Raw genomic sequence first — 13,851 nt, 5'->3', positions numbered from 1 at the left:
CGGTCAGTTGAGGAAACGCGCCGAATCGAGCCTCAGGCGTTGGCGCCGGATGTTGCCGCTGTCCCCGGGAAACGGCAGCATCTCGTATGCGGCGACGGAGCGGTCCGCGCGGCGTCGACGACCGGCCGGCGCGTCTCTCTCTTTCCCCGGCCCCACCGTGTCGAACACGCCGGGTCAAGATCTTGGCGGGATGGGCGGCGGCCCGGCTGGTCGATCACCCGATACGTCCGGTCCTACATCGGGCACCAGAGGATCGTTGCCTCGATCTTCAAGAGCCGGGCCGACGCCGCCGCTGGGGAGTACCCGCTGGAAAGGCAGATCCCACCCGGTGAAGAGCTCACATGGATGGGACACCCATGCCCGTCACGAGCGTGACGGGCGCGTCGCATTGCTCCCGGCTGGACGCCGGTTCGTGGGCCTGCGCCCGTTCGGCGCGCGGTCCACCCCGTGCAGCCATTGATGGCCGTAATGAGCGGCGCTACCCCGGAGGCAGTTGAGAGGGGCGGCTCGTAACGGTCCATCCTGCGGCTATCAGCAGCGGCTGACACCACCAACAATCGCCGGCCGAGCTCAACCCCACCTCAAGCCGGCCTCTGGCTTCAGTACCGATCGCGGTATTGCGCGGAAGCCGGACGTCGGTGGCCAACCGGATCCGCTCGGCGGCTGCGATCGCCGGGTGAGGCTGGTGGGACCACGCCGCCTACCCGCCCCCGGCCAGGTGGCCGGTGTGCGGAGCCTGGCCCGGCGGCCGGCCGTACGTCTGCCGGTAGTAGACGGCGAAGCGGCGCGGGCTCAGGAAACCCCAGCGGGCCGCGACGTCGGCGACGGTGGTCGCGTCGTCGAGCCGGGCGGCGCGCAACTGATCGTGGGCGCGGGCCAGCCGCACCTGGCGCAGATACGTCGCGGGACTGGTGTCGCGGTGGCGGCGGAACGCCTGATGCAGGGTGCGGGGCACGACGCCGGCCGCGGCGGCGATGTCGGTCAGCGTGATCGGTTCCTCGGCGTGCGCGTCGACGAACGCCATCGCCCGGCGTACCACGGCCGGGGTGGCCGGGTCACGGGGCCGGCGCTGCGCGGCGATCGTGGCGGTGTTCGGGAACGTGGCGAGCAGGCTGGCCGCGACTGCCTGCTCGGCCGCGGCAAGGAGCAAGGGTGGCTCCAGGGCGCGGCTGTAGATGCCGCGTCGCACGAAGTCGACCGTGGACAGCCAATGCCGCTGCGCGTCGGCCGAGACCGGCAGCAGCCCGGTGAAGCGGAGGCGGTCCGGCGCCAGCCCGGTCGTCTCCTCGGCCACCCGCCGCACCACACCCAGCGGCATCAGCAGGCCGGCGTACTCGGCGGTGTCGAGCAGCATGGAGAAGTTGTCGGGCGGGATCAGCACGGCGCCTCGTGCGGGCACCCGCACCTCCCGTCCCTTCCAGTTCAGCAGGCAACGGCCCGAGTACACATGCGGGGCCAGGACGTAGGCCACGGGTGGCCACTCGGCGTACGCGGTCGCCGCCAGGTAGCGGGAGCGGATGAAACTCAGGGCACCCAGCGCGCCGGTCTCGGAGAGGAATTCGAACCCGCGGGCCTGCGCCCGGATCCGGCGGTGATGGTCGGCGTACCGGGAGGCCAGCCACGCATAGTGCTCGTCCGGGCTGTCGGTGTGGATCCGGGAGATGTGAGGCGGTAGCGGCATACTGCCACGTACCTCCGCATCGCCGCTCCCGGCTCGCTGACACCAGCCGGCGTCCTGGTCCGACATGGCAACTCCCAACCCGCACGCCCCGCCAACACGGCGACACATGTCAATGCAAAAGCGCGACTTTGTCCACCGTGCCACGCCACGCCCGAACACGACAGGGGTCCGGCCAGCGCGGTACCCGATGGTGCGAGGCGAGCGGGTCCGTCGATGCCGCACGGCTTCCGGCGACGACGTCAGACTGAGAACGGGGAGATCACGCGGAGTAACGACGCTGGGAGCACACGTCCGAGCGCCTCAGCGAGACCGCGGGCCGGCGGCTAGGCTGCGGCCATGGCGGAGATCAAGTCCCCGACGCCCAGGGAAGCCTTCGAGCTGCTGCTCGCCGGTAACCGGCGCTTCGTCGCGGGCACCCCAGAGCACCCGAACCAGGACGCGGCTCGCCGCGCCGAGATCGCACCGGGGCAGCGGCCGTTCGCCGTCCTGTTCGGGTGCTCCGACTCCCGGCTGGCGGCGGAGATCATCTTCGATCGCGGCCTGGGTGACCTGTTCGTGGTGCGCACCGCGGGCCACGTCACGGGCGCTGAGGTGATAGGCACCATCGAGTACGGGGTGGACGTGCTGGACTGCCCGCTGGTGGTGGTTCTCGGCCATGACTCGTGCGGGGCGGTGAACGCCGCGTGCGCCGCGCTGGAGGACGGGATGGCGCCGGCCGGGTACGTCCGCGACGTCATCGAGCGGGTGACGCCCAGCCTGCTCGCGGCTCGGGCCGCCGGTCGCGTGGAGGCCGACGAGATCCTGGCGGAGCACATCAGGCACACGGTTGACCTGCTGTTGGACCGCTCCCGGGTACTCGCTGAACGGGTCGGCGCCGGCCGGGCCGCCGTCGTGGGTCTGAGCTACCGACTGGCCGACGGCAGCGCCGAGATGATCGCCGCCCGAGGCCTCGACATCACCACCGACACCGCATCGTGAACCGGCGAAGGGGTGCTATGCCCTTGTTACCCTTCGACGCCGGTCACGCCGTGTGCCGTGCCGACCGGTTTCGACTCCGGTGAGCCACGCTGGCGCAGGTAGATCGACAGGATGACCATGGATGCCACGGCCAGCAGCTCCGACTGCCAGTTCTGCAACGTCCGGTTCCAGAAGTCCGGCTCGAGCAGGTACGCCGCCCACGACACCGGATCCTGCAGCTGACTGAGCTGCCGCTCGTTGTACGCCGCGACACCCGCCACCGACTGCGCGAGCCAGGCCAGCACGAAGACCACTCCCATGACGATGCCCAGGGAGTTCGAATAGACGCCGAGGCGCCAACCCGGCGCCTTCGCCCAGGCGGGGGACGCCGCCGAGGCGTGCTGCCCGACGTGCTGGTCCCGGTCGGACTCCAGCCCGGCCTTGTCCAGCGGCTTCGACTCAGGTGACCCCTTCTGCACCAGCCACACCGTCAGGATGATGAACAGGAAGAACTGCAGGTACTCGGACTGCCAGTTCTCAGCGACGTCGACGGCGAAGCTGGCCGAGGTCAGGTACCGGCCCAGCGAGACTGGCGGCAGCCCGTTGGTGAGCTGCTGAGCGTTGAAGTCGGCGTGCCCGGCGAATGCCTGACCGACCAGGGCCAGCAGGAACAACAGCCCGAACACCGAGCCGAGCGAGTGGTCGCGTAACCGCCGCATCAGTAGCCGCCTCACCGCTGCAACACGCCGATGACGACGAAGTACGCCAGGCCCACCGCGATGGCCACCAGGCAGGACACGAACAGCGTACGCATGATCAACCCCCCTGGACGCGGCAGTCGTACGGGCGCTCGCCCTGGGATCGGCAGCCCGCGGCCACGACCTTCCAGCCCGAGCCGAAGGCCGCCAGGAACACGGTGTCGTGATCCGTGACCACGCGCGCCCACTGCCCGTACACGGCGACGCTGTGCACGGCGCCCAGCGGCGTCAGACCCGCATCGATGATCGCCTCCGGGCAGCTCACACCGGCGGACTCCGTGACGGCGGCCCGGGTCTCGGGAGCGAGGACCTCGCACGCGGCGGCGCCGTCGCCGGCGGTCACCGCCGCGCTCAGATACTGCACGGCGGTTGCGGCACCGTCACGCTCGGCGCAACCGGCACAGCCGACCATCGCGGCGGCGGCCAATGTCGCGCCCGCGAGCGTCCGGTGGAAAGCCAGCATGGCTCCGTGTTGCCCCGTCTCGGCTTTCCTTACGCTTGTCCTCGGCGGTGAGCTGGCGGTGGACGCCCAGCCAGATGTTGGGCCGGTCGAAGCCACCGATCACCCGGGCCGGCTCGCGCATGAGCGGCTCACCGTGCTCTTCGACGCGGAGGGCTACCGGACGCTCTCACTGCCGGCCGTACGTGACAAGGATCTGCTCAGGCCGCAGCCGGGTGACGCGGGTCCGGACTGAGGTCACTTAACGCCACGACCCCCACCACCCGGTCGCCGTCGACGACCGGCAGTCGCCAGACCGCTGTTTCGCGCATGAGCTGCGCTGCCCGCTCCACCGGAGCGTCCGGCCCGACGGTGGCGAGGTCGTTGGTGCAGATGTCACCGACGGTGGTGGCGTCCGGGGACCGGTGATCGGCGATGCCATGGATCACGATGTCCCGGTCGGTCACGATGCCGTGTGGCCGTCCGCCGTCGGCGATGACCAGGTTGCCGATGTCGGCGTCGCGCATCAGCTCGGCCGCCTCGCTCAGCGTGGTGTCGGCCGGAACGGTGATTGGCACGGCCATCAGCTCACGTACCTGCTCTGGCATGGCCTACCTCCGGTGTGGGGTGGGTGCTGACCCTCACGGGCTTCCCGGAGGGCAGGCACCGAAACTCCCGCCAATGAGGTTTATCGGCGTCGATGAGGGAATCCCGGGGTCAGGCACTACGCCGCCGCAGGGGCCGGGAACGGCGCCTTCGACACCCGATCTTCGACAGGAGACCAAGCAATCATGGTGACTTCACGAACCAGGGCCACCTCCGGTGCCCTTGTCAGCCGGCTCGCGTTGATCGTCGGCGTGGTGTTCCTGGTGGTGGGCATCGCCGGGTTCATCCCCGGACTCACCAGCAACTACGACCAGATGACCTTCGCCGGTCACCACTCCGACGCTCTACTACTGGGTGTCTTCCAGGTGTCGGTGCTGCACAACATCGTGCACCTGCTGTTCGGTATCGCGGGCATCGCGATGGCCCGCCGGGTCGACACCGCGCGGCTCTACCTCATCGGAGGCGGTGCCATCTACCTGCTCCTGTGGCTGTACGGGCTGATCATCAATGAGAGCAGCGGCGCCAACTTCCTCCCGATCAACAACGCCGACGACTGGCTGCATTTCGTCCTCGGCCTCGGCATGATCGGGCTCGGCCTGCTCGCCAGCCGACGTGCTGACACAGCCCGGCAGTGAATGACCGGCGCAACCGCTGGTCTGCCGCAAGCCGGGACACTGCGGGCTGCACGGCCGGGACCCGACCTCGATCGGGGCGACGACCTGGCCGAAGGGCATCTGAGCAAAGACGCCGACCGGTGCGGCCGGGCCGTCTGGATCGCATGGCCGAGGGCCCGGCTCGCGGAGCACACCAAACCGCGACGGACGCCTGCGACGCGGCGCCCCTTGCGCCACCGTGTGTCCCTGGGCGGGATTCTGCTCCGTCGTCTGCGCAGACCGAAGCTGGGCCCAAATGCGTTGCTTGGCGATGCGGTCTTATCGGTCCTGGGCGAGGGAGCTCGCGTGGAAGTCGGGAGCCGGGGGTGCCGGCCGGCTCACGACCCGGGCCTGGTGGCGCTGCGGATGGCGTCGCGGACGCGGTCGATGATCGCGAGGGGTGGCCCCAGTACGAGGTTGGCCGTGGCCGACTCCGTGCCAGGGTGCGGGCGGGTCGGGGCGAGCGCCTCGGCGGCCCGGACGGCGGTGGCCAGGGCGCGCAACTGGTCGGCGGGCACTTTCGCGCGCAGTGCGGGGAACTCGTAGCGTTCCTCGTGGCGGGCGTGCGACAACACGGCGTGGCGCAGCAGCAGGAGTGCGTCGTCGAAGCCGGCGTCGTCGGCTCCGGCGTCGAGCATTTGTTTGAGCATGTCTTTGGCCTGGTGTTCCTCGGCGAGGCGGTCGTCGATGAGCGGGTCGCCGTCGTCGAGGAGGCTGCGGCTGAGCGGGTGGACGACTTCCTCCTCGGCGGTTTCATGCACCGCGAGGAGCCGGACGAGGTCGTCGAATGTTTCCTGTCTGGCGTCGCCGGTGGCGGCGGCGACCAGCAGGAACTGCTCCTCGATCCGGGCGTGCTGGGTCAGCAGCAGGTCCACGACATCGACGTCGGGACCGGTCGGGACCGCCGTGTCGGCAGTCGTCGGCTCAGGCACGACGGTCCCCCTCCCTGGCGCGCAGCGACTCGACCGGGTGCGGGCCTTCGGTTTCGATCCGGTACTCGTCGCCGAACCGTTCCCGATGCAGGTCGATGACCTGCTCGCTGGGCGGCTGCTGCCCGCCGTGGATCTGTTCCTGCATCTGTTCGAACCGCTCGTGGGCCTCGCGGACGTACCCGGCGCCCAGCGTGGTCAGGTCGATCTGGGTGGCCAGCAGATGGCGCAGGTAGTCCTTGTTCGGCTCGAACGACAACGGCTCCGGTAGCCCGGAGGTGCCGACGATCTGTTCCGGTTCCCGGCCGTCGAAGCGGCGTAGCAGTTCACACGCCTGCTGCAGGTGGGCCAGTTCCATCTGCAGGTGCAGCTCCCAGATCGCCTTGATGCGGCGGTCGCTCTCCTGGCGGTGGAACGAGTAGTACAGCCAGCATTCGTTGTACTCGTGCAGCACCAGCCGTTCCCACCACGTCTCCCGCGGGTCGAGCAGCGACTCGTAGTGGGTGACGTGTTCCTGCTCGATCAGGCTGATCTCCTGATAGAGCTGCCGGGCGATCGGCTCCATGTACTGCGGCCCGACGTTCATGTAGTAGATCATCACCTGTTGCTCAGCCGACAGGATCGTCAACGCGTGCAGCTTCGAGCGGGGGTCGGCTGCGTCCTTCTGGTACGGGTCGCGGACGTTGTCGTACGGGTGCCGGAACTCGGCCACGGTCGGGCGTCCGGGCATCACCTCGGTCAGCTCGTCGACGATCTTCTCGGCCTTGCGCCGCTCCACCATCTCGTACAGGTTCGCGTACCGGTACAGGTGATCGAAGTCCTCCAGCACCCCGAACTCGTACGCCTGCTTCAGGTACGGATCGGATTCGTGCCGGGCCACCCACGCGGTCAGGTCCACCGCCACCTGCTCGTACCCGAGCGTGGTCTCCAGCACCGACGCGAGACCGGGCAGCAGCCAGTTCACTACCCGCTGCTGCTGACTCTCCACGAACCGGGTGTACGCGAGCTGGCGGCGCACCTCGTCGTCGGGACAGTTACGGGCGAACTGGTGCTGGAACAGGATCGCCTCCACCTCGATCCCGTTCATCGTGATGATCCGGCACCGGGTGTACGGGTCCACCGCTTCCGGGTCGATCGGTTCCACATTGAGCTCACGCCAGTTGCGGATCTGCTGATCAAGGGGGATGCCCTTGTGATCCAGCGGGTTGAACATGATCGCTCCCGGAAGCCGCCTGAACATGTCCGCTTCGGATACCCGCACCCCTCACTCCAAACCGGCGGGAATTGCGTGTAGTGCACGTTCCGGCATCCGTTCGGCGAGCCCGCAGCGTCGATCCGGCGGGCCGGATGCTCGGGAATCCGGCCCGTAGGCTCGGCCCGCACGCGGTGCACACCACCGCCACCGCACGGGGATCGACGCCCACGCCGCATTGACAAGATCGTACGGGCCACCCTGACCGCCCGCCCGCGGCCGTCCGCAGACCCACCGGTTGACTCCCGCCGGTGTTTGATAGGGGGTGAATGTGGCACGGGGCCGGCCGAGGCGGGTACGTGATGACGGAGCAGTGTTCCTGGGAAACACACCACGAGGATCCGGGAGGGGCGATCCGGATCGTGGTGCGTGGGGACGTGGACGCCAGCGTGGACGAGGCGCTGGCCGCCGTCATCGTCGCTACGGTTGAGCAGTGCCAGGTGGCCGTGCTGGTCATCGACTTGGCGCAGGTGTCGTTCCTGGGCGCGGCCGGGATTCGGGCGCTGTTGCGGGGCCGGGACGCGGCGGCGGAGCGCGGATACCGGTACCGGGTAGTCGGCGCGCACGGCATCGCGCAGTACGTGCTGCGCGTGTCCGGGGTGGCGGAGCTGCTGGCCAGCCTGGCTGGCGACTGACCTCGCCCCCGGCTACGCGGGTCCCCCGTTCGGCCGGTCGTCTGGGACAGGTCGCGTGCGCAGGGTGGCCCACACGACCTTGCCGCCCTCCACGGGGAGGCTCCCCCATCGGTGCGCGGTGGCGTCGACCAGCAGCATGCCCCGCCCGGTTTCAGCGTCGGACAGCGGCGCCCAGCTCGGAGACGGTACGTCCGTCGAGCCGTCCCGTACGCTGATCATGAGGTATCGGTGGCCGACCGTGAATCGGATATCGACCAGGGTGCGGGCGTGCTCGACGGCGTTGGCGACCAGTTCGCTGGCGATCAAGCCGGCGAAGCCGATCAGATGCGGCAGCCGCCAGCGGGTACACGCCTCGGCGGCCAGTTCCCGGGCGTGGTGCGCCGCGCTGGGCACGGGCAGCAGCGTGTCGGCGAGCATGGTCAGCCGGGGCTGCGGTGCGGTGGCCAGCGCCTGCTGCGCCGTCGGGAACACCGGCAGCCGCAGGGCGCGCAGCAGCTTGGTGGTGGGCGGGTCGGCGGTGCACAGCAGCAGTGGGATACCGGGCCAGCGGGCGGCCTGCCGGGCCGCCGCCTTGAACACCGTCACCGCCGCGGACTGCCGCACGACGAGCCCGGCAAGGTCCACCACCACCGCGTCGGGGTGATCGGCCAGCGCTTTCACCAGTACGGCCCGCACCCGGGGGGCGCTGGCCGTCGACAACTCACCGGACAGGCGCACCAGCAGCCGCGTGTCCACCTGCTCCACCACCCAGCGCAGTGGGGGCGGCCCGTAGCCGTCGTGCGGGTCCGGGCCGGTAGGGGGCCGATCCTGTGCCGGGTCCATACCGTCCATGGTGCCTCAGTACGGAACCCCGCCCGGCGCAGCTTACTTTCGGTTGCGGGACCGTGCGCCGGCCCCGCGGCTATCCGTCCCGCTTCCAGCGGTCCTGTTCGCGGCGTTCATGGGCGACGAACTGCTCCGCGTCGACCGACGAGGCGGCGTACGTCCTGGACCGGATCGTGCCGTTGTTCGCGATAGTGCCGGCCCGGTGTCGGGGCTACTCGCCTTGGGCACCGTCCGGCTGTACCGCCGCGGAGCGCCGGAAGGCGGTCTGGTCGGGGCCGCGATCGACGGATTGCGTCGGGTGCTGACCGATGCCGTCGCGTTCGCCAACGCATGGCCCGTTTCGGGCGCCACCAACTCGCCCGCAGCACCGCGTGCGTGGGACAACGTATCGTTAATCCTCGTGATTGGGTCGATTACCGGACAATAGGCTGGCGACCGATCGGCGACGGTGGAGGCCGGGTGGTGATGGACGATCATGCGATGGGCGTCGAGGAGCTGTCGGCCGCCCTGCTCGAAATCGAGGAACAGGTCATCACTGACTCCGAGGCCGGCTACTCCACCGCGGCCGGCCTCGAACAGCGGGCCGCGGCACTGGGCGACGAGGGCCTTCTCATGCGCGCCCGGTTGTGCCGGACCGCTCTCGCCCTGGCGACCGGCAGGCTCGCCGGGATCGCCTGGCAACTTCAGGACATTCAGGCGTGGGCGCAACGCCACGAGGACCGGCTGCTGCAGGCCCGCACCCACCTCATCAGCTCGATGATCGAGCGCATGGCCGGTGACGGGGCCAAGGCCCTGGAGCACGCGCTGAGCGCGGTGGAACTGCTCGACGACACCGCCACCACCTTCACCCAGATCAAACACCGGACCAAGCTGGCCGACGCGCTGGCCCAGATCGGCGCGATGGACGCGGCACGCGTGCGCTACCGCCAGGCCGAGGAGCTGGCGCAGGCCGCGCACCAGTGGCAGCGGCTGATCATCCTGCTCAACAACTGGGCCTTCCTCGAGCATGAGGCTGGTGAGTTCTCCCGCGCCCAGCACGTCGCAGCCCGGATGGTCGAGTACGCCGAGGCCCACGCCGTCGACCTCGACCAGTCGGCCCTGCACACGCTCGCCGACATCCAGGTCGCGAACGGCGAGTACCAGCAGGCCGCGACGACGATGCGTACGTGCATCGCCCAACATGAGGCCGGACATGTCGACCAGGCCGACGATCTGGCCTATTTCCTGCTCACTCTGGCCCGCGCCCAGCGCGGGCTCGGCGACACTACCGCGGCCCAGCACAGCCTGGACGCCTGTCGCGCGCTATGCGACGAGAGCGGGCTGAACGGGCCGCTGGTTCAGGCGTACGGGGAGCAGGCCGAACTGCACGCGGCGCGCGGCGACTACGCGGCGGCGTTCACCGCGCAGAAGGAGTTCGTCGCCGCCCAGGAGCGACTGCGCTCAAAGGAACGGGAAGCCGAGGCGCAGATCCGGCACGCGATCTTCGAAACCACCGAGGCCCGGGAGGACGCCAGGCGCTTCCGCGAGCAGGCCCTGCGTGACCCCCTGACCGGCCTGCACAACCGTCGTTTCGTCGACGAGGAACTCTCCGCCCTGATCGCGGTGGATCCCGCTCTCAGCGTGGCGCTGGTCGACATCGACCACTTCAAGCGCATCAACGACACGCTGTCGCACGACACCGGCGACCAGGTGCTCGTACAGGTCGCGAAGCTGCTGGAAACCGGCCTGGCCGCCGTCACCCCCGACGGTTTCGTCGCCCGCATTGGCGGCGAGGAGTTCCTTGCCGTGCTGCCGGCGACTCCCGTCGCCGAGGCGGCCGCCAAGCTCGACACCATCCGGCAGGCCATCGCCGACCACGTCTGCGACGGGCTCCCCGACGGCTGGTCGGTCACGGTCAGCATCGGCGTCGCCGCGGCCGACGAGACCTCGCCACCAGCCCAGTCCAGCGCCCTGGCCGACGCCGACCGCAACCTGTACGCCGCCAAGCACCAGGGCCGCAATCGGGTGGTCACCGGGACGCCCCGGGATCGCCGCGTGCGCGCCTACCGCGACCGCGAGGGCACCTGACGCGCAAGGACGTGTCGCAACGTCGACGGTGGGTCGCGAGAATCACGGCGTGTGGGAGCAGTTGCCGTCAGCGATTGTCACTATCGGACGGCCAGTGGTCATGGTCAGCTCGCCGCCTGCCAGTTGAACGTCGCGCTCGCGGTGGCGCCCTGCTGGGCGTCGGGCGTGGTGGCGTTCAGGGTGTACGTGATGCGGTAGGTGCGGACCTGCCCGGCGCCGGTGGGGGCGAAGGTGCCCACGCCCGAGGTGAAGTCGGTCTTGGTGCTGCCGAAGTTCGCGAGCGTGCCGGTGTAGGTGGGCCCGCCTGCGGGGGTGAAGCCGGTGCAGCTGCTGAAGTCGCCGCCGGTGCCCTCTTCGACCTGCAGGTCCAGGTAAGGGCCGAGGGCGCCGGACACGGCGGAGCTGTACAGCTTGACGGTGCCGGAGAGGCTGCCGTTGTAGGTCAGCTTGATGCACTTCTGGGCCGTCGAGCCGGGCCGCAGGCCGCTGGCGGTGAACATCGCGGAGCTGCTGTCGTCGTCGTTGAGGGCGACGGTGCCGGCGTTCCAGGAGTTGGCGGCGTTGTTGGTCGACGCCGTGAAAGCGGCGCTGGACGCCTGCCACATCACGCCGGTGCTGAGCGCGATGCCACCAACGACCGTCGCGGCCGCCGCGATCATGCTCATTCCGCCACGCTGCATCAGAAGTTCCTTCCCTCGACCGGGAGCTCTGAGTGCCAACCGGTGCTGTCGACATCCAAGGTCGGCGACCAGGGTCAACTCAGCCTCAATCGGGCTTCAAGGAACCGGCAAGGATCAGCGGTACCCCCCAAAGCGCGCGACGCACGTACGCACAGCGCCGAGCTCTTGATCGCGACCGAAAGCTACTTCTGTGACGATTTGGGCGGATTACCCGAAAGTTCGCTTGGCAAGCACGATTACTGTGCAGTTCGCGGTTGCTTCGTGACTCCCGCGTCCTGTCTTCCGAGATCCGCCTTCCGGCGGGCGTCCGGCACCAACTGCTCCGGACGGGGTCGGGTCTCCTTCGGAGGAACCTCACCGGGCACGGTTTCGGCTGTGGGCGGCTTGATGTCGAAGGGGGCGGGCCGGCCGACATTCGCCGGTCCCGGCAGCGGCGTCACCGGGCGGCCGCGCAGTGCCTCCCGGATGAAGGCGGTCCAGAGCTGAGCCGGCAGGGTCTCCCCCTCGATGGCCTTGCCTCGTTTGTCGCGGATCGGCCCGGGGTCCGCCTTACCGATCCACACCGCGCAGGCCAGTTCGGGTGTGTAGCCGGCCATCCAGGCGTCCTGGTTGTCGGAGGTGTTGGCCCACTGCTGGGTACCGGTCTTGCCGGCGGCCGGCCGGTCAGGTGTCATGGCGTGCTTGTCCACGACCGCGGCGAGCACGGAGGTGACGTCGGCGGCGGCGGCTTGATCCAGCACATGCCGGGTCCGCGGCCGGGTTTCCCAGATGCGGCGCCCACCGGGGCTGGTGACCGATTCCACGAAATGCCGGTCGTGCCTGACACCGGCGCCGGCGAAGGTGCCGTAGACGGTGGCAAGGTCGGCGGGCGTGACCGCGTAGCGGCCGATCGCGATGTCAGGGCGGGTCCGGCCGGGCTTCGGGTCGCCCTTTCCGTCCACCAGTGCGGGGGTGCCCCCGTAGGCGGTGGGAATGCCCAGACTGTGGGCCATCTTGCGGACGCTGTCCGCGCCCAGCTTCTCCGTCACCGCGTAGAAGGGAGTGTTCAGTGACCCGATCATTGACTCTTCCAGCGTGCAGACCGGGCACTGCAGGTCGTCGTGGTTGTACAACGGCACGCCGAGCCGGCCCGGGAACAGCCGGGGCGAACTGCCGTCCCACAGAGACTGCGCGCTGATCCCGGCCTCCAGCGCGGTGGCCAGCACGATCGGTTTGAACGTCGAGGCGGCCGGGTGAGCGGCCGAGGCGTCGTCGAAATAGCCGCGCTGCTTGCCACCGTAGTAGGCGAGGACCCCGCCGCTGCGCGGATCCACCGCGACCAGCGCCACCCGCAGATCCTTCGGCTGCCCGGCCAGGTGCTTGGCGACCTGGGCGATGCCGGCCGCCTGCGCCTTCGCGTCCAGTGTGGTGACGATGGACAGGCCCTGCGTGTGCAACATCCTCGAGGTCACGCCGTGGGCGGCCAGTTCCTGCTCCACCCGGTCGATCACGATGCCGCTCGGCCCGGCAGCCGCCGCCGACGGCTGGGACACCTTCGGATACTCCAGAACGCCGCCGAGCCAGCCCTTCTCTTGCGCCGCGTCGACGACCCATGCCCAGCGTTGCTGGGCCGCGGCCGCATCGTTGGCCGGGTCGTACCGGAACGGATCCTTGATCACGGCTGCGAGCACGGCGCCCTGCGCCGCGGTCAGCCGGTCGGTGGTGACGCCGAAGTAGGCGTGCGCCGCCGCGGCGATCCCGTACGCGTTCCGGCCGTAATAGATCGTGTTGAGGTAGCGTTCCAGGATCTCGTCCTTGGTCAGCTTGCGCTCGAGCTTGATGGCGAGCGCAAGCTCCTTGGCCTTGCGGTCCAGGGACACGTCCTGGGTCAGGAACGCATTGCGCACATACTGCTGGGTGACCGTGGACGCGCCCTGGCGCTTACCGCGGAGGTTCGCCACCACGGCGCGCAGTATGCCGCGCACCGAATACCCTGAGTGGTCGTAGAAATCGCGGTCCTCGGCGGCCAGGACCGCCCTCTGTACTTCCTCGGGCACCGCGGACAGCGCGACATCACTGTGGTTCTGCGTACCGACCCGAGCCAGGATCGTCCTGCCGTCGCGGTAGTAGAGCGTCGACGCCTGCACCTCGACCGGGTCAGCTGGTAGCTGCACGGAATGTACGTAGCCCACCACTGTGATGCCGGCTCCGACCGTCAAGACGGTGGCCACCACAGTGGCACGCTTCAGGAGCCGACGCATCCGGCTCGGACGCCGGTGACGCGGCCCCGGCTCTTTGTGCTCGCTTGATAGATCCGCCACAACCCCCAGACGATGCAGCGACCCGGAGGGTGGCAATTCCGCTGAACTACTTTGCGTCAGGATCGGTTA

The 13,851-nt window shown here is 69.5% G+C and carries 14 protein-coding genes; 5 read left to right on the top strand and 9 right to left on the bottom strand.

Translation table 11 applies throughout. The features are described 5' to 3' along the window. Positions 1-700: 700 nt before the first annotated feature. Positions 701-1,681, bottom strand: coding sequence for a helix-turn-helix transcriptional regulator (locus EV385_RS27850; RefSeq protein ID WP_165449637.1), 981 nt, complete (start codon positions 1,679-1,681; stop codon positions 701-703). A 336-nt stretch (positions 1,682-2,017) separates the two neighbouring features. Between EV385_RS27850 and EV385_RS27845 the strand changes: the two genes are divergently transcribed. Further along, positions 2,018-2,659 (top strand): carbonic anhydrase, encoded by a 642-nt coding sequence (locus EV385_RS27845; RefSeq protein ID WP_130512132.1) that lies wholly within the window; start codon positions 2,018-2,020, stop codon positions 2,657-2,659. Between the two features lie 26 nt (positions 2,660-2,685). Here the strand turns inward: EV385_RS27845 and EV385_RS27840 are convergent, their stop codons facing one another. From EV385_RS27840 to EV385_RS27830, 3 genes are all read right to left on the bottom strand, one after another. Beyond that, positions 2,686-3,357 (bottom strand): DUF6766 family protein, encoded by a 672-nt coding sequence (locus tag EV385_RS27840; protein ID WP_130512131.1) that lies wholly within the window; start codon positions 3,355-3,357, stop codon positions 2,686-2,688. A gap of 97 nt (positions 3,358-3,454) precedes the next feature. Continuing rightward, positions 3,455-3,859 (bottom strand): hypothetical protein, encoded by a 405-nt coding sequence (locus tag EV385_RS27835; RefSeq protein ID WP_130512130.1) that lies wholly within the window; start codon positions 3,857-3,859, stop codon positions 3,455-3,457. 197 nt (positions 3,860-4,056) lie between these two features. Beyond that, positions 4,057-4,443: a CBS domain-containing protein gene (locus EV385_RS27830; RefSeq protein WP_130512129.1), complete on the bottom strand. Its 387-nt coding sequence runs from the start codon at positions 4,441-4,443 to the stop codon at positions 4,057-4,059. Positions 4,444-4,626: 183 nt separating this feature from the next. On the opposite strand from EV385_RS27830, the gene EV385_RS27825 reads away from it, so the two are divergent. Then, entirely contained in the window at positions 4,627-5,076 is a 450-nt protein-coding gene (locus tag EV385_RS27825; RefSeq protein WP_130512128.1) for a DUF4383 domain-containing protein, read from the top strand. A 356-nt stretch (positions 5,077-5,432) separates the two neighbouring features. Here the strand turns inward: EV385_RS27825 and EV385_RS27820 are convergent, their stop codons facing one another. Together EV385_RS27820 and EV385_RS27815 are read right to left on the bottom strand one after the other, a co-directional pair. After that, on the bottom strand, positions 5,433-6,026 hold the full coding sequence (locus tag EV385_RS27820; RefSeq protein WP_130512127.1) for a hemerythrin domain-containing protein: 594 nt from the start codon (positions 6,024-6,026) through the stop codon (positions 5,433-5,435). After that, the gene (locus EV385_RS27815; RefSeq protein ID WP_207229982.1) at positions 6,019-7,236 is read right to left on the bottom strand and encodes a hypothetical protein; all 1,218 of its coding nucleotides are present in this window, start codon (positions 7,234-7,236) and stop codon (positions 6,019-6,021) included. Before EV385_RS27815 ends, EV385_RS27820 begins: the two co-directional genes overlap by 8 nt. Before the next feature lie 341 nt (positions 7,237-7,577). Here EV385_RS27815 and EV385_RS27810 point away from each other — a divergent pair, with 341 nt between their 5' ends. Continuing rightward, positions 7,578-7,910 carry an STAS domain-containing protein gene (locus EV385_RS27810; protein ID WP_165449636.1) on the top strand — a complete coding sequence of 111 codons (333 nt, stop codon included), beginning with the start codon at positions 7,578-7,580 and terminating at the stop codon, positions 7,908-7,910. A gap of 12 nt (positions 7,911-7,922) precedes the next feature. Here the strand turns inward: EV385_RS27810 and EV385_RS27805 are convergent, their stop codons facing one another. Further along, a complete protein-coding gene (locus tag EV385_RS27805; protein WP_130512125.1) occupies positions 7,923-8,732 on the bottom strand; it encodes an STAS domain-containing protein in 810 nt (269 codons plus the stop codon). Positions 8,733-8,850: 118 nt separating this feature from the next. On the opposite strand from EV385_RS27805, the gene EV385_RS27800 reads away from it, so the two are divergent. Together EV385_RS27800 and EV385_RS27795 are read left to right on the top strand one after the other, a co-directional pair. Further along, a complete protein-coding gene (locus EV385_RS27800) occupies positions 8,851-9,162 on the top strand; it encodes a hypothetical protein (protein WP_130512124.1) in 312 nt (103 codons plus the stop codon). A gap of 38 nt (positions 9,163-9,200) precedes the next feature. Continuing rightward, the gene (locus EV385_RS27795; RefSeq protein ID WP_242625111.1) at positions 9,201-10,802 is read left to right on the top strand and encodes a GGDEF domain-containing protein; all 1,602 of its coding nucleotides are present in this window, start codon (positions 9,201-9,203) and stop codon (positions 10,800-10,802) included. Between the two features lie 104 nt (positions 10,803-10,906). On the opposite strand, the gene EV385_RS27790 is transcribed toward EV385_RS27795, so the two are convergent. Together EV385_RS27790 and EV385_RS27785 are read right to left on the bottom strand one after the other, a co-directional pair. After that, entirely contained in the window at positions 10,907-11,467 is a 561-nt protein-coding gene (locus EV385_RS27790) for a hypothetical protein (protein WP_130511346.1), read from the bottom strand. 251 nt (positions 11,468-11,718) lie between these two features. Beyond that, positions 11,719-13,818: a transglycosylase domain-containing protein gene (locus EV385_RS27785; RefSeq protein WP_242625110.1), complete on the bottom strand. Its 2,100-nt coding sequence runs from the start codon at positions 13,816-13,818 to the stop codon at positions 11,719-11,721. Positions 13,819-13,851: the final 33 nt, after the last annotated feature.

This window comes from Krasilnikovia cinnamomea, from assembly GCF_004217545.1.
Classification (GTDB): Bacteria; Actinomycetota; Actinomycetes; order Mycobacteriales; family Micromonosporaceae; genus Actinoplanes; species Actinoplanes cinnamomeus.
The sequence above is the reverse complement of the archived record's forward strand: the minus strand, read 5'-3'. Positions and strand labels throughout refer to the sequence as shown.